Consider the following 19,049-nt stretch of genomic DNA (forward strand, 5'->3'; position numbering starts at 1 on the left):
CGATGGCGGGCGGTTTATTCGCCCGCTATCCTGTTTGCCGTATGGGCCAGTTCGACAGCTGAGACGATCTGCTGTTCGTCATAGGGCTTGGTCAAAAGCACTGCCGTTTCCGGCGCCCCGTTCGGCAGTTGGTTGTCTCCCGTGGCAAACACGATGGCTAGTCCCGGTTTCCGGCGCAATGCCTCAACCGCCAGCTCGCCGCCCTTCATGTCCGGCAGGCCTATGTCGGTAACGAGAACATCGATCTCTTCCGTCTCGATCGCCTTTAGCGCCTGCACAGCATTTCCGGCCTCGACGACGGCAAAGCCGTTATCGGCCAGCATCTCGGTCGAATTCATCCGGATCAACTCGTCATCCTCAACCAGAAGCACGCAAACCGATCTGGTCTCGTCTCCGACGACCTGCGCGGGTTCGGGGGTTTTGGAATGACGCGGTGATGATACCGGCCTCGTCTTGGCGAGAGAAACCTGCTTGCGATTGGCGATGACATGGCGGATGCGCCGCGCCAGCGCTTCGCGCGTGTAAGGCTTGGAGAGCAGTTCCACCCCGGAATCCAGCTTGCCGCCATGCACGATGGAGTTTTCCGTATAACCGGATGTGAAGAGAACGGCGAGATTAGGCAACCTTTCCTGCGCACGGCGCGCCATTTCCCGGCTTTTCAAAGGTCCCGGCATCACCACATCGGTGAAGATGACGTCAATCGGAATACCGCTCTCGACCACCGTCAAACCAGCCTGCGCATCGCGGGCAGTGAGCACGCGGTAACCGAGATCGCTCAGTGTCTCGACGACGGTGCTGCGCACCTCCTCGTCATCCTCCACCACAAGGATCGTTTCCGTGCCACCCTCGACGGGGCCGGTCGGTATCACCACTTCCCTGTCCTCGTCGGCGGCGGATCGCGGTAGATACATCTTCACCGTCGTGCCCTGCCCCACCTCGCTATAGATGTTGACATGGCCACTGGACTGTTTTGCAAAACCGTAAACCATCGAAAGGCCGAGACCGGTGCCCTTGCCTTCCGGTTTCGTCGAAAAGAACGGCTCGAACACCTTTTCCAGAATGTCCGGCGACATGCCCGATCCGGTATCGGTAACAGCCAGCATGACATATTGCCCCGGCGAAACTTCCGAATGCTTGCGCGCGTAATCGCGATCGAGAACCGCATTGCCGACCTCGATTGTCAGCTTGCCGTGCCCTTCCATGGCATCACGCGCATTGATCGCCAGATTAAGGAGAGCGTTTTCCACCTGGTTTGGGTCGGCATAGGTATTCCACAGGCCGCCGGAGGTGATGACCTCAACCTCGATCGCCTCACCAAGCGAACGGCGCAGGAGATCGTCCATGCCGGTAACGAACCGGGAGATGTTGATAACGCGCGGTTCCAGCGCCTGACGGCGGCCAAAGGCCAGAAGCTGGCTTGCAAGCTTGGCACCGCGATGAACGCCGGCCAGCGCATTTTCCAGCCGCCGTTCGGCACGCTCGTTGCCAATCACGTCCTTTGACAGCAATTGCAGATTGCCCGCGATTACCTGAAGAAGATTGTTGAAATCATGCGCGACGCCACCGGTCAACTGGCCGATGGATTCCATTTTCTGCGCCTGCTGCAACGCTCTTTCGGTCTGGCGGCGCTCGGCGATTTCCGTCTCGACCCGCGCTTCCAGCCCTTCATTCAATTGGCGAAGCTGCTCTTCCGCTCTTATGCGGTGGCGAATCTCGCGTTCCAGATTGCTGGCATGTTCTTTAAGCGTGTTCTCGGCCAGCCGCTGTTCGGTGATATCCGTGTGGACACCCACCCATTCCGCAATATCACCGGAATTGTCGAAAATCGGAACGCCACGGATCGCAAATGTGCGGTAGACGCCGTCATGGCGGCGAACGCGATGCTCCCAAATATAGGTCGCCCGCGCGGAAACGGCTTTTGTCCAGCTTTCCAGCGAATGGTCCCTGTCTTCGGGATGAACCGCTTCGACCCAGCCGAACCCCTGATACTCGTCGAAGCTCTGCCCGGTAAGTGCACCCCACGCAGGCTGCTCACCCAGCATCATGCCGTCGGCGGTATTGGTCCAAAGCACGCCGTGGACCGCATCAACAGCGGCGCGGAAACGGTTATTGCTAAGCACGATTTCGTGCTCGGAACGTTTCCGGTCCTCGATATCGATGATCAGCACATAAATGCCGTCAACCGAGCCATCGGCGATATAGCGGGGAACATAACGGATTTCGGCGGCTCGCTTGCTGCCATCCGGTCTGCTGATCACCGTATCCGAAACGATCTTTTCGCCGCCGAGCGCACGATCGAGATAGGCCCTGCGCGAACTGAAGAACGCGTCTCCAACAATTTCCGGAACGCTGCGGCCGATCACCTCCTCGGCGCTGCGGCCGAACCACTCCAGATAACCGTCATTGGCGAATTTATAGACATAGTCGCGATCGACATATCCCACCAGGATCGGCAGGGCATTGGTAAGCCGGCTCAGCTCCTTGCGGCTCTGCTCCAGCGCCTCCACGGCCTTCACCTTTTCGGTGTTTTCAAGCACCGTGCACAGGACGCCGTCCACCGCGCCGCCATCATTGTAGATCGGCGTATAGAACAGATCGAAGATCACCTCTTCCGGCTGACCGTGCCGCATCAGCGTCATCGGCTGGTCGCGATAAGCCATGACCTCGCCACGAAAGCCAGCCTCCAGAATGCGGCTGTTCCAGTCCCAGATCTCGGGCCAGATACCTGGCACCGTTCCGCCCAGCGCCCGCGGGTGATAATTGCCGGCAATTTCCGCATAGCCGTCATTGTAGATCATCACATGATCCGCACCCCACATCAGCACCTGCGGAATGGGAGAGTTGACGACGGAATTGGCCTTCTGCCTCAAATTCTGCGGCCAGTCGCTAATCGGACCGAGCGATGTCTTCGACCAGTCGAAGCCACGCACAAGCTCACCCGTTTCACCGCCGCCGATCGGCCATACCGGGGCAGCACGAAGATTGGTCATTCAATATCACCACAAAAAAGAGACGAAATTTTCCGTAGTACAGAACGGAATAAATGTCCAAGAAAACAGAAACTTCTGCTTGTTGTTCACGGCTTTTCAGAAGCGCGACCGGCAAGACTGGGGAATTCGCACGCCGCAAATTTCGCAGAAGCACCCCACAAGCGTGATGATTGATTGACGATTGCCATCCTCAATACGCCAAAAACTGCCGCAAACGGAACGGCAACAAAGTAATTATTAACGCTCAATGCGGGTGCTGGCGGTCGCGGTGCCGTCAGCGCCCGGGTCTTCGCACACCGCGACCAGAGGGAACAAAAATGAAAATACTTTTGGGTGCCACAATTCTTTCCGCCGGCTTCGCCCTTACAGGCGGTGCAGCCTTTGCTGCGGACTGTGGAAACGTCACGATCGCCAGCATGAACTGGCAATCCGCTGAAGTCGCCGCCAATCTCGACAAGATCATTCTGGAAAAGGGTTACGGTTGCAGCGCTGAAATCGTCACAGGCGACACCGTACCGACATTGACCTCCATGGCCGAAAAGGGCCAGCCTGATATCGCGCCGGAGGCCTGGGTCAGCCTGCAGCCGGAAATCGTCAAACAGGGACTTGAGGGCGGCAAGGTCGTGGCGGCCGCCAAGATCCTGTCGGACGGCGCTGTGCAGGGATGGTGGATCCCGAAATATGTCGCCGATGCAAACCCCGATCTCAAGACCATTCCTGATCTCTTCAAGCATCCCGAGCTCTTCCCCTCGCCTGAAGACAAGGCAAAGGGCGCCGTCTTCAACGGCCCGCAGGGCTGGGGCGGCACCGTCGTCACCGCCCAGCTTTTCAAGGCTTTTGGTGGTGAAAAGGCCGGCTTCACCCTGGTGGACACCGGTTCCGCCGCAGGTCTCGACGGCTCGGTCGCCAAGGCTTACGAAGCGAAACAGCCGTGGGTAGGCTATTACTGGGCTCCGACCTCGCTGCTCGGCAAATATGAGATGGTGAAGCTCGGCTTCGGCACGGAATATGACTCTGCCGAATGGAAGCGCTGCACCTCGGTTGCCGATTGCGCGGACCCGAAGCCCAATGCATGGCAGGTTGACGACGTGCAGACGCTGGTCAGCAAGACCTTTGCCGACCGCGCCGGCCCGGCCATGGACTATCTGAACAAACGCGCCTGGACCAACGACACCGTCAACAAGCTGATCGCCTGGATGACCGACAATCAGGCAACCGGCGAAGATGGCGCGAAACACTTCCTGAAGGAAAACGAGGCTCTGTGGACGGGCTGGGTTTCCCCCGACGTCGCGCAAAAGGTCAAGGCTGCCCTCTAAAAGGGTGGCACGACATATGTGGTCGACAGCTTGGCCCGCCAATGGCGGCGCCCGGCCGTTTTTAAGTTCCGGAGCGCGGCGGATATTGCCCGCCGGCCCCGGTTCGTCGTGGAGAACAGGATATGGATTGGCTTTTCAAATTTCCGACCATGAATGACGATGCCCTGCGTGCGCTGAAGAAAGTGATCGACGAGGGGTTTCGGGGTTTCACCAGAGCCTATGGCGGCACGATAGAGGGGCTGTTCACACCGCTCCAAAGCTTCCTCATCTGGGCGGAAAGGCTTTTGATCGGCACCCCCTGGCCGGTCGTTATTCTTATTGTCGGCGTACTCGCCTGGTTTGCCAGCCGCAGCGCCACCATTGTTGGACTATGTTGCGGTATTCTCTTTGCCATCGGCTGGTTCGGCATGTGGGAAGACACGATGAAGACGATCTCGATGATCTTCGTCTGCGCCGTGCTCTCGATCGTGATCGGTTTGCCGATTGGCATCGCCATGGCGCGGTCCAACCGCCTGCAGAGTATCGTGAACCCCGTTCTCGACGTCATGCAGACGATGCCGAGTTTCGTCTATCTCATTCCCGTCGTCATGCTGCTCGGCATCGGCCGTGTCCCGGGCGTCATCGCCGTGGTGATCTACGCCATTCCGCCGATGATCCGGCTTACCAATCTCGGCATCCGCATGGTTGACCGGGACGTGCTGGAAGCGGCAGACGCTTACGGTTCCTCGAAGCGCCAGAAGCTTTTCAAGGTGCAGCTGCCGCTTGCACTCCCCACCATCATGGCGGGCATCAACCAGACAATCATGATGGCGCTCGCCATGGTCGTCATCGCCTCCATGATAGGTGTTCAGGGCCTTGGCCAGCCAGTTCTGAAGGCCATCGCCAACCAGTATTTCACGCTCGGTGTGTTCAACGGCCTGGCAATCGTCGGCATCGCCATCATCTTCGACCGCATCAGCCAGGCCTACGGCCTTCGCCTGCAAAAACACCGGGAAGTGGCGCATGGCTAGTCAATCGATCGAAATCCGCAGCCTTTACAAGATTTTCGGCTCCAAGGCGGAGAACTACATCGACGCCGTGAAGGGCGGCATGTCCAAGGCGGAACTGAACGCCAAGCACGGCCATGTGCTCGGCCTCAGCGACATCAACATCACCATGCCGGGCGGGCAGATCACCGTGATCATGGGCCTTTCCGGCTCGGGAAAATCGACGCTGATCCGCCACGTCAACCGCCTGATCGACCCCACAGCGGGAGAAATCCTTTATGGCGGAACGGATGTCTGTCGCCTCAACGAAGCGGAACTTCTGGAATTCCGCCGCCACAAGACGGCGATGGTATTCCAGAAATTCGGCCTGCTGCCGCACCGCAACGTGCTGCAAAACGTCGTCTATGGCCTTGAGGTGCAGGGCGTCGACAAGGGCGAGCGGGAAGAAAAAGCCGACGTCTGGATCAAGCGGGTGGGGCTGGAAGGCTTTTCGAGCCATTATCCGAACCAGCTTTCAGGCGGCATGCAGCAGCGCGTGGGTCTCGCCCGCGCGCTGACCAACAACGCCGAAATCCTGCTGATGGACGAGGCCTATTCGGCACTTGATCCACTCATCCGCGTCGACATGCAGACAGTCCTGCTGGAATTGCAGAAAGAGCTGAAGAAGACCGTCGTCTTCATCACCCACGATCTGGATGAGGCCCTTCGGCTGGGAGACAAGATCGCCATTCTGCGCGACGGCGAGATCATCCAGCAGGGTACGGCCGCCGAAATTGTCATGAGTCCGGCAGACAGCTATATCGAAGCCTTCGTGGAAGAGGTCAATCGTGGCCGGGTCATTCGTCTCGGCGCCATCGTCCAGCCGGAGTTTACCGGCCAGTCGCGTCTTCAGCTCGATGCGGACATGACCGTCGAGGAAGGCTTGCGCGCGCTCGTCAGGGAGGATGTCGGCAGTGCCGTCATCATCGGCGAAAACGGCAAGTCACTCGGCTCCGTCACCACGGATGCCATCATGCGCTGCCTCGTCAGGACCACGCCAAGCGCGGAAAAAAAACTGGCCGAGGCCGGTTAGGCCAAGCCGTCGAGCCATTTGGTCATGCCCTTGGCGGCGGCCTTGCCAGTGGCAAAACAGGCGGTCAGCAGATAACCGCCGGTCGGCGCCTCCCAGTCCAGCATTTCCCCGGCAGCAAAAATGCCGGGGAGTTTTTTCAGCATGTAGTTCTCATCGATACCTTGCCAGTCAACGCCCCCAGCCGATGAAATCGCCTCGGCAATCGGTCTCGTCCGTGCAAGCGGTATCTCCGCATGTTTGATTCTTGCGGCGACCAGATCATCCGGCATCGCCGAGATATCGTGAAAGATTTCCCGCAGAAGTCCGACCTTGACGGCGGAGAGGCCCACGGCCTTCCGCAACCGGTTTGCAAAACTCTCCTTGCGGCCAAGCTTTGCCAGATCCCGGCCAAGGCGCTCCACGGTACGTCCCGGCGCCAGATCGACAGCGAGTGTCGCCTTTCCCGTGTGTTCCAGCTGGTCGCGAAGTGCGGCGGAATGGGCATAGATGACGCTGCCCTCAATGCCGTGCTGCGTCACCACGAACTCGCCCTGAAACGCCCCGGCCGGGGAAATGGTGGTGACGGATTTCAACGCCTCACCGGCAAAACGCTGCCGGAAGACATCGCTCCAATCGACATCAAAGCCACAATTGGCGGGGCGGAAAGGATTAAGCTCCACGCCTTCAGCCGCGAGTGCAGGCACCCATGCCGCATCCGAACCCAGACGCGGCCAGCTTGCGCCGCCGAGCGCCAGAAGAACGGCGTCGGCCTTCATGAAGACATCGCCCTCCGGTGTCGCGAAAACCAGCCCGTCTGCGGAAAAACCCATCCAGCGATGCCGCGTCTTGATGATCACGCCGTGCGCCTCCAGCCGGGCAAGCCATGCCCGCAACAGCGGCGAGGCCTTCATGGCGGTCGGAAACACCCGGCCCGACGTGCCGACGAAGGTCTCCTGCCCCAGACCTTGCGCCCAGTGACGCAGCGCGCCGGGCGTGAAATCATCGAGGGCGGCGCGCAGCTTTTGCTCCGCGTCGCCAAAACGGTGGAGGAAAATGTCGTAGTCTTCGGCATGGGTGATGTTGAGACCGGATTTTCCGGCCATCAGCAATTTGCGCGCGACGGTCGGCATGGCCTCGAACACCGTTACGGCATGGCCAGCCGCAGACAGCACTTCGGCCGCCATCAGGCCCGCTGGCCCGCCGCCGACAATCGCGACCTGCCTTGCCTTCTTCAAAACCCGCTCCATCGCATCTTCGCCATTGTGGCCTTATACCGATTTCCGCGCGCGAATATATGCGATATTGAAACGCGCATGTTCACGCTCGACCGACCCGTCACCTTTTCGCAGGATATCAAGAAAAGCCGCTTCATTGCCTTTGCAGCACCTGTCACTGGCGAGGAGGATGCGAAAAGCTTCCTTGCGGCGCATTCTGACTTCGACGCAAACCACAATTGCTGGGCATGGCGAACCGGCCAGACCTATCGTTTCAGTGACGACGGCGAGCCCTCCGGCACGGCGGGAAAGCCAATCCTTCAGGCTATCGACGGTCAGGCGCTGGACAATGTCGCGGTCCTCGTCATCCGCTGGTTCGGCGGCATTCTGCTCGGCAGCGGCGGCCTCATGCGCGCCTATGGCGGCACGGCGGCGGCCTGCCTTCGGCTTGGCGAGACGTCACCGGTCATCGCCTATGTCAGCGCGACCTTGAGCTGCCCCTTCTCCGATCTGGCCCTGGTAAAATCGCGCCTCGCCGCCACGCAAAACCTGCGAGTGGAAAAGGAGGACTTCACCGGCACCGGCGCGGATATGCAGCTTTCGGTTCCCGTAGAGGAAGCCGAGCGTCTGACACGGCTCATCAGCGATCTGACCAGTGGTCGCGTCAATCTTCATATTCCGGACTAATCATATTGCGGGGCAGGCATCTGGCCCCATTCCCGATTTGTGCTAAGGAAGCGCAATGTCACTTGTGCTGTCCAACCCCGTCTATAATCCGCCGCTCGAACCGTGGCTCACCATCGTGCACCGGGATGACGATCTACTGGTGCTGGACAAGCCGAGCGGACTTCTTTCGGTGCCGGGACGCGATCCCGCGCTCTCCGACAGTCTTTTGACGCGCGTGCAGAAACAGTTTCCAAAAGCACTGATGATCAACCGGCTGGACAAGGATACATCAGGCATCGTGTTGATGTCCCTGAACCGCAAGGCGCACGCGGCCGTCGCCGCCCAGTTCGAGAACCGCCAGACCCGCAAATCCTATGTCGCCGTCGTCTGGGGTGAAGTCGAGGGTGAAGAGGGCAAGGTGGACCTGCCACTCGCGATCGACCCCGAAAACAAGCCCCGCCACCGGGTGGACCACGACCATGGCAAGCCGGCGCAAAGCCTTTGGCGCGTGCTGGAAAGATTGCCGCTTCCCGCTACGAGGCTCGCACTTGCCCCTCTCACCGGCCGCACCCATCAATTGCGGGTGCATATGAAGGCTCTCGGCCACCCTATCCTTGGCGATGAATTTTATGCAGAAGGTGAAGCGCTCGCCGCCGCGCCGCGTCTTATGCTGCATGCCGAGGCGGTGGGCTTTCGTCACCCGGATGGCCGCGACGTCACCTATACCGTGCCCTGCCCCTTCTGAGGCCTGCGATGAAAGAACAAGACGAAAGCTTCGTGGTGGATTTTGTTGGCGGTGCGGTCGGTCACCGTTTCCGCTCCGGCGAGGGGCGCGGACAGGCTCTGCCGAAGGCCGCGGGCTTCACCAAAGGCCGCACGCCAAAAATCGTCGATGCCACGGCAGGGCTCGGGCGCGACGCCTTTCTGTTGGCGTCACTCGGAGCCGAAGTTACGCTGATAGAGCGTTCACCCGGTATGCACGCCCACCTTGCTGACGGCATTCGCCGCGCATTGGAGGCGGGTGGAGCCTATGCCGAGGCTGCCTCCCGCATGACGCTGCTGCAGGGCGATTCCCGGCTTCTGCTGAAAGAACTTTCACCGGAGGTGGTGATCGTCGATCCCATGCATCCGCCGCGCCACAACTCGGCGCTGGTGAAAAAGGAAATGCGGGTGCTGCGGGAACTGGTGGGATCCGATCCCGATCAGGTAGAGCTGATGGAGGCTGCGCTTGAACATGCGACAAAGCGGGTGGTTCTAAAATGGCCTCTGCGCGCCGAACCTATGCCCGGCATTCGCAAGCCTTCGCACCAGATAGTGGGAAAGAACACCCGATATGATGTCTTCATGATTTTCGGAAAATCTCTAGATCCGGAGGAATGATCAGCGGAAGTTCGGCTTGCGCTGAGCGTTCATCAAAAGCTCGTGCCGGGATGCGAATTCTCCGAACAGCCTTCTCAACCGTGTCTCCTCGGCCTTGTCCAGCCGGTAACGGCGGCAAAACTCCGCAACATTGAGAATTGGCTTGGCTCTGTTCCCGTCTATGTTCTTATTGTCGATGATCTGCATGGCGGCGCCCTCCGTGTAACCAGGGTGAAAACGTAGGCGCGGGTTTGCGGTTCCCTGTAAGTTTACATGGATGAAAAAAGAGGATGCCGCCCGTACACGGCCTCATCAAGTTTTCTTGAAACTATCGCAAGAAACGAATTCCTCCCCAAATGGTTCTCTGCCTGATGCAGACAAAGGAAGGGAGACCCATGTTCCGCAACAACCGATTTCTGAGTTCGACGATGCTATTCGCGCTGCTGGCCGTACCACTTGCCAGCGCCGCCCACGCACAGACCGCCCCGGCAGTCGAGACGAAACGGCCCAATGCGCCGGATCAGAAACCGGCTTTCGAGGGTCAGACCCGTGCGCCGCAAGCCGCCACTCAGCCGGATGTCGAAAAAACCGTCATTGCCGAGGACCTACCGCATATCTGGTCGATGGAATTCCTGCCCGATGGCCGCATGATCGTGGCGGCCAAGGAAGGCGCAATGCACATCGTCGCAGACGGCAAAGCTGGCCCAGCGATCGAAGGCGTGCCGGAGGTGGCGTCCGACGGACAGGGCGGTCTGCTCGACATCGCGCTGGCTCCCGATTTCGAAACCTCCCGTAAAATCTTCTTCTCTTTTTCCGAGCCCCGGGATGGCGGCAACGGCACCTCCGTCGCATCGGCCAAGTTGACCGAAGAGGGTGGAGCAGCAAAACTGGAAGATGTCTCGGTGATCTTCCGCCAGATGCCGACCTATGATGGCGATAAGCATTTCGGCTCCCGCCTCGTCTTCGGCCAGAACAACGAGCTCTACGTCACCGTCGGTGAACGTTCAGACGCAACGCCGCGTGTGCAGGCGCAGGACCTGTCGAGCGGGCTTGGCAAGGTCTTCCGCATTGATGCCGAAGGCAAGGCCTTCGAGGGCAACCCCTTCGCCGGCCAGCAGAACGCCCTCCCCGAGATATGGAGCTATGGCCACCGTAACCTCCAGTCGGCAGCACTGGATGGACAGGGCAGGCTCTGGACAGTGGAACATGGCCCGAAAGGCGGCGATGAGATGAACCTGCCGAAGGCGGGCCTCAATTATGGCTGGCCGGTCATCACCTACGGTGTCGAATATAGCGGTCGGTCCGTTGGCGAAGGTGCCACCGCCAAGGAAGGCATGGAACAGCCGGTTTATTATTGGGACCCCGTCATCGGCCCGTCCGGCATGGCCTTTTACGACGCCGACCAGATTTCCGAGTGGAAGGGAGCCTTCATCGTAGGCGGTCTGGTGAGCCAGGGCCTCGTCATCCTGCACATTGACGGAGACAAGGTTGCGACGGAAAGCCGATTGCCGCTGGAAGCGCGCATTCGTGATGTGAAAGTGGGTCCGGATGGCGCCGTCTATGCCGTGACCGAAGAGCGCGGCGGCGGCAACTCGCAAATTTTGCGGATCGCCAAGGCCGGCTGAGAAAGTCATGACCGGAACAGCAGGCCGCCGGAACGAAGGCGGCCTGTTTCTCGTTTCCTGCAACCTTAAACCTGCCGGAAAAAACGATGCCACAACCGCCCACCCGCCTTCTTGCCAAAATCGGACTTGCCTATGTCAACGATCAGGAGCCGGGCATAGCCCGAGAAAGGCGCGGGCGCGGTTTTTGTTACCGGTTGCCGGGCGGCGAACTTCTGTCCGATAACGTGGAGTTGAAGCGCATCAAATCGCTCGGTGTCCCGCCTGCCTACAAAGATGTCTGGATATGCATCGACCCATCCGGGCATTTGCAGGCAACGGGCTTTGATGCGCGCGGGCGAAAGCAATATCGTTACCATCCCGACTGGCACGCATTGCGCGGTGAGACGAAGTTCTTTCAGCTGAAAAGCTTCGGCAAGGCGCTGCCTGCCATCCGGCGACGCGCCATGGCTGACATTGCAAAACAGGATCACGGTCAGGACATGACACTGGCGGCCCTGACGCTGCTTCTCGATGCCGCCTATCTACGCGTCGGCAACCGTTCTTATCTCGAAACCAACGGTACCTATGGCGCAACCACATTGCTCAAGCGCCACGTGTCCTTCGGCGAGACAATCGAACTGCGCTTTGCAGCCAAGGGCGGGCAGAAGGTGAAGCGGCAATTGCGCCACCCGCGCCTTCAAAAAATCCTCGAGGAAATCGCCGATCTGCCCGGCAAGGAGCTGTTTGTCTGGCAGGACAGTGAAAACCGGGTTCACTCCGTCGATTCAAGCGATCTCAACGCCTATCTTTCCCGCGTCGGCGGACAAGGCATTTCCGCCAAGACTTTCCGTACCTGGGGCGGAACGCTTGCGGCCTTCTGTCATGCGATGGAACATGTGGCTGCGGGTGAAAAACCCAGCATCAAGGGTATGTGTCAGGCAGCGGCGACGGAACTGTCCAACACACCCGCCATTTGCCGCAAGAGCTACGTACATCCCGCCGTTCTCGATATAGCAACGGAGGAGAAGGCGCAGAAGAAGCTTGGCCGTATTCTGAAGGTTGGCGCAAAGCCGGTCTCGGGCCTCAGGGCCGATGAAAGACGTCTGCTTGCCTTCCTGCCGTGATAATCAGCGGCCAGTCGCCCATTCGCCCAATTCCCGCTCGGCCCTTTCGAGCGCGCTGTAATTCAACAGCTTGCGCAGGAAAGCGACGGTGACGGCGCGGGTTCGAAGATTATAACGGCCTTCCGCCTCGTCATCACCGGCCGCCTGATGGACGTTCAGCTTTTCGTAGAGGCTTTGAAGCCGGTTCTGCACGCTGCGCAACGAAAGGTTACGGCGGCGAGCAATCGCCTTGTCCGTCAGGCCCAGCGCAACATCAACAAGGATTTCATATTCGGAATCGGTGAAGCCATGCGCCTTGCCAAGGCTTTTTTCCTGTAGGCCGCGCACTTCCCGATCGATCACGCATTGCGCCTCGATGAAGATGCTGCGCAACGCCAGCCTCAACCGGTCGTCAGATGCTGATTTCAGCACGTAGCCATAGGCAGCACCTTCGGGCACGATGCGGGAAACGCCGCGCACATAGGCCTCGTCGGAATAGTTGGACCAGAACAGGATGCGGGTGTCCGGCCGCTCCTTCCAGATGGTGCGCGCCGCCTCTATGCCGTTGCGCTCGTTCATCTGCAAATCCATGACGATATGGGCGGCGCGGTTTTCCCGCGCCAGCTTTTCGCCGGTTCTGCCGTTTGCCGCCTCCAGCACCTTGTCACATTCCGGCAGGGCGGCTCTCACCGCCTCGTTCAGATAGGCGCGGTGTAGCGCATCGTCCTCAACGATCAGCACATCCATGTCATATTTCCTCCCGCCGGTCGAAAGCGCCTTCCGGCAACGTCACGGTAATGCGGGTTCCAGCGTCTTTGCCATTGCCACCAATATCGAATCTGGCTGAAATCAGCCGTGCCCGCGTTTTCATGTTGCCGATGCCTAGTCCACCAGAGACAGCCCCCTCGCCACGGCCGCTACCGTCATCGCTCACGGTCACCCGCAACCCGCCATCCGTTAACGACAGTGTCACCGCAATCGTTTCCGGCTGCGCGTGACGGATGGCGTTGTTGACCGCCTCCTGCACGATGCGGAACAGCGAAATGGCAACGGTCTTATCGAGTGTCTCAACAAGCCCGTCCGTCTCGTCCGTAACCGACCAGTCGATAGAAGAGCCGCTGTCGCGCACGGAGCGATCCACATAGGTCTCGATGGCCTGCACGACGCCGAACAATTGCAGGATGGAGGGTTTCGCCTCCTCAATGATCTCGCGCAGATCCTGCATGCAGTGCTGCAGGCTGCGCACCACCGGTTCCAGCATCTCGCCCGACACGTCCGGTGCGTGGCTCATCCGCTCGATGCGCCGTGCAAGCCGCGTCAGGTCCGCCAGCGTCTGGTCGTGCAAATCCATGCCGATCCGCTGTCGCTCGGCCTCCAGCGCTTCGGTCAATTGCAGGGCACCCAGCCGCAACCCCTCCTCGCGGGCATTGGCGCGCGCCTCCTCGATCGCAGACCGTTTGGCCTGTTCGGCGGCGCGGATGGCGTAAAAATAGGGCGCCAGCAAATCCGCAACCGCGCGGGCATTGGCGACATCCTCCATCGTATAGGCATCCGACTGGTGCGAGGAGCAACTGAGCGCGCCGATAATGTCGCCATGCACCTTCATCGGCACGTGCAGGCGGCTATGCAGATCAAGCTCGATGATCGGGCTGGAAAATGCGCCTTCGAAATGGAAGCGCGGATCGACGCAGGCATCGCCGCTCAAAAGATATTCCACCTCGCCCGAGAGCACGGAACGGATGGGACTGCCGGACAGAAGGGCGGGCGGCTGGCGGCTCCAGGCGCTTGCCAGACCGCTTTCATAGGCGATGTGAAATTTGTCATCCAGCTGCTTGATGCAGACATCCATGTGGACGTGAGGAATGATATGGGTGATTTCGGTGGCGACCGCCTGAATGATGGCGTTGAATTCGAGCTGCCCGGCGAGCAGCCGCGAAATGCCCATGTAGTGATGGAAAAGAGCGCTTTTCGGCGTATCCAGCATGTGCGGACACCCTCCCAAGCGCCTGCCTTGTCAACTTGTGGCGGCGCGACCTGCCCCGTATCGGCTATTCTGCGCCCGGCGGTGGCGTTTCGTCCTGCGGGTTCCCGCATCGTTTCTGCGGAAACCCGCAGGAAGATTGCCGTTATCCGCCTGTACAAGCCAAACCTTCTTGGTCATTCTCGCTTTTACTGGGGAAAGGAGCTCCAGTGCAAAGGAATTCCGCCTGCCGCCTAGGAGATTTGCGGGAAAGCGGGTTCCGAGCTCAAAAAGGGCAAGCCACCAGGGAGGAAAATCAATGGCTTTCAGAAAGATGCTTCTGGCATCGGCCGCTGTCGCATGCGCAGCTTTGCCGATCACCGCTCACGCCGATACCTCGGCTAAAAAAATCGCGCTTTCGAACAATTACGCGGGCAATTCCTGGCGTCAGGCAATGCTGACGAGCTGGGACAAAATCACCAAGCAGGCAGTTGCAGACAAGCAGGTCGCTGCCGCTGACGCCTTCACGACAGCCGAAAATCAGGCGACCGAACAGGCGGCGCAGATCCAGAACCTCATTCTTCAGGGTTACGACGCCATCGTCATCAACGCCGCCTCGCCCACCGCTCTTAACGGTGCTGTCAAGGAAGCCTGTGACGCCGGCATTACCGTCGTCTCGTTCGATGGCATCGTCACCGAGCCTTGCGCCTGGCGTATCGCCGTGGATTTCAAGGCGATGGGCGCAAGCCAGATCGACTATCTCGCCAAGGCGATGCCGAAGGGTGGCAACCTGCTCGAAATCCGCGGCCTCGCGGGCGTTTCGGTGGACGATGAAATCCATGCCGGCATCGTCGACGCCGTCGCCAAGAACCCGCAGTTCAAGATTGTCGGTTCGGTCAATGGCGACTGGGCGCAGGACGTCGCACAGCGCGCTGTCGCCGGCATTCTGCCGAGCCTTCCCGAAGTTGCGGCAGTCGTGACGCAGGGCGGTGACGGTTACGGTGCAGCACAGGCTTTTGCCGCCGCCAAGCGCCCGACACCCACCATCGTCATGGGCAACCGCGAAGACGAGTTGCAATGGTGGAAGCAGCAGAAGGATGCCAGCGGCTACGAGACCATGTCGGTCTCCATCGCCCCCGGCGTTTCCACGCTCGCTTTCTGGGTGGCGCAGCAAATCCTCGACGGCAAGGATGTCAAAAAGGATTTGACCGTACCTTTCCTGCGCATCGATCAGGGCAATCTTGAGGAAAACCTCAAGAACACCCAGAAGGGCGGCGTCGCGAATGTGGAATATTCACAGGAAGACGCCCAGAAGGCCATCGCCTCCGCCAAATAGGCCGGATGATTTCCGGACACAAGCGATTGCGGCGCTCCCTGAACGGGCGCCGCAACTGCCACCTATATTATCCAAGTTTCAGATCACTGGCGTGAATGCTCATGAATGACATCATCGAGGCGGAAGAAGTCGTTGCCGCGCGCGGCGTGAAGGTCGTGTTCGGCGCGGTAAGGGCGCTTGATGGGGCCGATCTCGTCATCCGTTCGGGCGAATGCCTGGGGCTCGTCGGCCATAACGGTGCGGGAAAATCCACCATCGTCAACGTCATCAATGGCGGGCTGACGCCGCATGAGGGGTCCATTTCCTATCGCGGCGAACAAGGCCGTCAAGGCATCGCGGCAGCACGCGCCAGCGGCGTTCGCTGCGTGTTTCAGGAATTGTCGCTCTGCCCGAACCTGACGATCAGCGAAAACGTCCGCATCATGCATGCCGCGATGAACGGGCGGAACTGGCGCGGACGTGCCCTCACCATGATCCGGCATACGCTGGACGAGATTTTTCCCGGCCACGGTATCGATTGCGAGTTGACGATCGCGGAACTCTCCATCGCCGAGCGGCAGATGGTAGAAATCGCCATCAATTTCTGTCGAACCCCGGATGCGCCGAGACTGGTGATCCTCGATGAACCGACTTCCTCGCTCGATGCCGGTCTTGCGGAACAATTGATGGATTATGTTCGCAGTTTCGTGCGCACCGGCGGCTCCGTGCTGCTGATCTCGCATATTCTCGGCGAGATTCTGTCGACGGCAACCCGCATCGTGGTGATGAAGGACGGCCAAGTGGTCGCTGATCGGGCAGCGGGCGAGTTCACGACGCGCACGCTGGTGGAAGCCATGGGCAGCGTCGTCAAGGAACAGGACAGGCAAAAGGGCGAAAACCGCAAGGCGGGAGAGAAGGTGCTTTCGATGCCGGCGCGCCGGGGCGAAGGCCTCGCCTTCGAGGCTTTCCGCGGTGAAATCATCGGCCTTGCCGGTCTCGGCGGCCACGGCCAGACCGAAGCGCTACTCGATCTCTACCTTGCCCGCAACAGCAGCTGGCTGCCCGCGCGCAAGACCGACATCGCCTTCGTGGCGGGTGATCGCAGTCTGAACGGCACCTTCCCGCTGTGGAGCATCCTCAAAAACCTTTCCATCGCCTCGCTGCGGGATATTTCATCCGCCGGCATGGTGGACAGGGGCAAGGAAACCGAGCTTGGCGCGCAGTGGAAAAAGCGCATCGAAATCCGCACGCCCGACATGGGCAACAAAATCCTTTCGCTCTCCGGCGGCAACCAGCAGAAGGTGCTTTTCGCCCGCGCGCTCGCCACCACGGCCAGCACCGTGCTGATGGACGACCCGATGCGTGGCGTCGATATCGGCACCAAACAGGAGGTCTACGATATCTTGAGAACCGAAGCCTCCCACGGCCGCACCTTCATCTGGTACTCCACCGAGATGGATGAAATCCGCCTTTGCGACCGGGTCTATGTTTTCCGCGACGGCGCCATTCAGGCGGAACTGGTGGGAGAGGACATCACCGAACAGAATGTGCTGGCCGCTTCCTTTTCCGGAGAGGACCACGCATGAAACTCTCCGCCAGTGCCCTTCGTCTCATCATTCCCGCCGCCTCGCTCGCCTTCCTGCTCGCCGCCGTCTTTTACATGCAGCCGCGCGCCATGAGCTATAACGGACTCAACTTGCTGTTCAATCTGGCGGTGCCGATTGCACTTGCCACCATTGCGCAGATGCTGATCATGTCCGTCAACGATCTCGATCTGTCGATGGGTACCTTCGTCAGTTTCTGCGCCTGCGTCACCGCCACCTTCCTGCAAACGACGCCACTGCTCGGTATCGCGATCTTCGCCGGTGCGATTGCGGTTTATGCGATGCTGGGCGCCATCATCCACATCCGCGCCCTGCCCTCAATCGTCGTCACGCTTGGCATGAGCTTTGTCTGGGGCGGCCTTGCCGTCCTCATCCTCCCCTCACCCGGCGGCCAGGCGCCAGCCTTCATCCGGGCGCTGATGACGGCAAAACCGCCGCTCGTGCCAATTGCCATCGTTGCCAGCATCGTGATTGCGGTCGTTGCCCACTACATCGTCATGCGCTCCTCCTTCGGCGTGCTGATGCGCGGCGTCGGCGGTAACTTCCGCTCCGTCGAGCGCTCCGGCTGGTCGGTCATCGGCATACGTGCTGCCACCTTCGCGCTGGCCGGTTTCTTCGCGGTGTTGTCGGGCATAGCGCTCGTCGGGCTGACGACATCGGCAGATGCCAATATCGCGCTTCGCTACACGCTGTTGTCGATTGCCGGCGTTATTCTGGGCGGCGGCGAATTCGTCGGCGGTCGGGTCTCGCCCATCGGTGCTGTCATCGGCGCGCTGACGCTCACCCTCGCCGGCTCGTTCCTGTCCTTCATGCGCATTTCGCCGGACTGGCAGATCGGCGCGCAAGGGGCGATCCTCATCATCGTGCTGGCGCTCCGTATCCTGCTCAACCGTCTCGAAAAGCGGGAGAAAAACCAATGAACGGGCTTTCGTCTCTCTCGAAAAAACCATGGATATGGTCGTTCGCCGCAACGGCTGCGGTCTGGATCGTTACCGTCATGTTCACCGGCGGCGCCAGCTCCTTCGGCCTGTCGCACGCAGCGCTGACCTTCGCAGCCTTTTCCGTGATCGTCGGCATCGGCCAGATGTTCGTCATCACGCTCGGGCCTGGTAATATCGACCTCTGCGTTCCCGCCACGATGACGCTATCAGGCACACTGGCGCTCAAATTCATGGATGTGTCCGATGGTCTCATCCTGCCGGGATTGCTGATCGCCATCCTGATCGGCATCGCCATCGGCATCGGCAACTATACGTTGATCAAGCTTCTGCGCATCCCACCGATCATCGCGACGCTTTCGATGAGCTTCATCGTGCAGTCCATCGCCATCTGGTCCAACCGCGGCCTGCGGATCAAGCCGCCGGAAACACTGGCCACCTTTGCCACGTCGAGCTCTCTCGGCATTCCGAATGTTGCCCTCGTCGCCCTTGTCCTCTCGGTCATCGCCTGGCTGCTGCTCGACCGCACCTTTTACGGACGCTGGATTTCCGCCATCGGCCAGAGCACTTTCGCCGCCCGCATGACCGGCATTCCAGTGGATGGAGCACGCTTCGTCACCTATGTGCTCTGCGCGGTACTGGCGGCGATCGCGGGTTATCTGCTCGCCAGCTTCTCCGGCGGCGCAGCACTCAACATGGGATCGGAATATCTGCTGATGTCCATCGCGGTGGTGGTGATCGGCGGCACGGCGGTTGCGGGCGGCGATTCCAACGTACCCGGTATCTGGGGCGCTTCGCTGTTCATGTTCCTGGTGGTCTCGATGCTGAACACCTATGGTTTCGGCGCGGGCATCCGCCTCATCCTCACCGGCCTCATCATCATTTCCGTGATTCTTCTGGCAAGCGGCCCCAAGGCCACACGCTGAACCCCGAACGAAAAGCC

At 60.0% G+C, this 19,049-nt stretch carries 17 protein-coding genes; 12 read left to right on the forward strand and 5 right to left on the reverse strand.

What is annotated here, in order from left to right; genetic code table 11:
* Positions 1-14: 14 nt before the first annotated feature.
* Positions 15-2,990, reverse strand: a complete 2,976-nt coding sequence (locus tag FB593_RS18725) for a PAS domain-containing protein (protein WP_111802038.1) — start codon at positions 2,988-2,990, stop codon at positions 15-17.
* 317 nt (positions 2,991-3,307) lie between these two features.
* Here FB593_RS18725 and FB593_RS18730 point away from each other — a divergent pair, with 317 nt between their 5' ends.
* The 3 genes from FB593_RS18730 (at position 3,308) to FB593_RS18740 (ending at position 6,364) form a co-directional block, all read left to right on the forward strand.
* Positions 3,308-4,306, forward strand: a complete 999-nt coding sequence (locus FB593_RS18730; protein WP_004431723.1) for an ABC transporter substrate-binding protein — start codon at positions 3,308-3,310, stop codon at positions 4,304-4,306.
* A gap of 122 nt (positions 4,307-4,428) precedes the next feature.
* A complete protein-coding gene (locus FB593_RS18735; RefSeq protein WP_004431720.1) occupies positions 4,429-5,316 on the forward strand; it encodes an ABC transporter permease in 888 nt (295 codons plus the stop codon).
* On the forward strand, positions 5,309-6,364 hold the full coding sequence (locus FB593_RS18740) for a quaternary amine ABC transporter ATP-binding protein (protein ID WP_025595241.1): 1,056 nt from the start codon (positions 5,309-5,311) through the stop codon (positions 6,362-6,364). Before FB593_RS18735 ends, FB593_RS18740 begins: the two co-directional genes overlap by 8 nt.
* On the opposite strand, the gene FB593_RS18745 is transcribed toward FB593_RS18740, so the two are convergent.
* Entirely contained in the window at positions 6,361-7,590 is a 1,230-nt protein-coding gene (locus FB593_RS18745; RefSeq protein ID WP_111802039.1) for a TIGR03862 family flavoprotein, read from the reverse strand. The two genes, FB593_RS18740 and FB593_RS18745, sit on opposite strands and share 4 nt — an antisense overlap.
* A gap of 66 nt (positions 7,591-7,656) precedes the next feature.
* On the opposite strand from FB593_RS18745, the gene FB593_RS18750 reads away from it, so the two are divergent.
* Genes FB593_RS18750 through FB593_RS18760 form a run of 3 tightly spaced genes read left to right on the forward strand, consistent with a single transcriptional unit; the run spans position 7,657 to position 9,603 of the window.
* Positions 7,657-8,244 carry an IMPACT family protein gene (locus FB593_RS18750; RefSeq protein ID WP_019566553.1) on the forward strand — a complete coding sequence of 196 codons (588 nt, stop codon included), beginning with the start codon at positions 7,657-7,659 and terminating at the stop codon, positions 8,242-8,244.
* Positions 8,245-8,299: 55 nt separating this feature from the next.
* On the forward strand, positions 8,300-8,968 hold the full coding sequence (locus FB593_RS18755) for a pseudouridine synthase (RefSeq protein WP_111802040.1): 669 nt from the start codon (positions 8,300-8,302) through the stop codon (positions 8,966-8,968).
* Between the two features lie 8 nt (positions 8,969-8,976).
* On the forward strand, positions 8,977-9,603 hold the full coding sequence (locus FB593_RS18760) for a class I SAM-dependent methyltransferase (protein ID WP_111802041.1): 627 nt from the start codon (positions 8,977-8,979) through the stop codon (positions 9,601-9,603).
* Here the strand turns inward: FB593_RS18760 and FB593_RS18765 are convergent, their stop codons facing one another.
* Positions 9,604-9,789 carry a hypothetical protein gene (locus FB593_RS18765; protein ID WP_004431706.1) on the reverse strand — a complete coding sequence of 62 codons (186 nt, stop codon included), beginning with the start codon at positions 9,787-9,789 and terminating at the stop codon, positions 9,604-9,606.
* 188 nt (positions 9,790-9,977) lie between these two features.
* Between FB593_RS18765 and FB593_RS18770 the strand changes: the two genes are divergently transcribed.
* On the forward strand, positions 9,978-11,207 hold the full coding sequence (locus FB593_RS18770; protein ID WP_111802042.1) for a PQQ-dependent sugar dehydrogenase: 1,230 nt from the start codon (positions 9,978-9,980) through the stop codon (positions 11,205-11,207).
* 86 nt (positions 11,208-11,293) lie between these two features.
* Positions 11,294-12,310, forward strand: coding sequence for a DNA topoisomerase IB (locus FB593_RS18775; RefSeq protein WP_060641902.1), 1,017 nt, complete (start codon positions 11,294-11,296; stop codon positions 12,308-12,310).
* A gap of 3 nt (positions 12,311-12,313) precedes the next feature.
* Here the strand turns inward: FB593_RS18775 and FB593_RS18780 are convergent, their stop codons facing one another.
* Together FB593_RS18780 and FB593_RS18785 are read right to left on the reverse strand one after the other, a co-directional pair.
* Positions 12,314-13,036 (reverse strand): response regulator transcription factor, encoded by a 723-nt coding sequence (locus FB593_RS18780; protein WP_004431697.1) that lies wholly within the window; start codon positions 13,034-13,036, stop codon positions 12,314-12,316.
* 1 nt (position 13,037) lies between these two features.
* Entirely contained in the window at positions 13,038-14,273 is a 1,236-nt protein-coding gene (locus FB593_RS18785; protein WP_080849858.1) for a sensor histidine kinase, read from the reverse strand.
* Positions 14,274-14,568: 295 nt separating this feature from the next.
* Between FB593_RS18785 and FB593_RS18795 the strand changes: the two genes are divergently transcribed.
* From FB593_RS18795 to FB593_RS18810, 4 genes are all read left to right on the forward strand, one after another.
* On the forward strand, positions 14,569-15,585 hold the full coding sequence (locus tag FB593_RS18795) for an ABC transporter substrate-binding protein (protein WP_004431691.1): 1,017 nt from the start codon (positions 14,569-14,571) through the stop codon (positions 15,583-15,585).
* Between the two features lie 101 nt (positions 15,586-15,686).
* A complete protein-coding gene (locus FB593_RS18800) occupies positions 15,687-17,150 on the forward strand; it encodes an ATP-binding cassette domain-containing protein (RefSeq protein ID WP_111802076.1) in 1,464 nt (487 codons plus the stop codon).
* Positions 17,147-18,088 (forward strand): ABC transporter permease, encoded by a 942-nt coding sequence (locus FB593_RS18805; RefSeq protein ID WP_004431684.1) that lies wholly within the window; start codon positions 17,147-17,149, stop codon positions 18,086-18,088. The genes FB593_RS18800 and FB593_RS18805 overlap by 4 nt, the downstream gene beginning before the upstream one ends.
* Entirely contained in the window at positions 18,085-19,032 is a 948-nt protein-coding gene (locus FB593_RS18810; protein ID WP_004431681.1) for an ABC transporter permease, read from the forward strand. Before FB593_RS18805 ends, FB593_RS18810 begins: the two co-directional genes overlap by 4 nt.
* Positions 19,033-19,049: the final 17 nt, after the last annotated feature.

This window comes from Rhizobium sp. SJZ105 (assembly GCF_007828365.1).
GTDB classification, from domain to species: Bacteria; Pseudomonadota; Alphaproteobacteria; order Rhizobiales; family Rhizobiaceae; genus Agrobacterium; species Agrobacterium tumefaciens.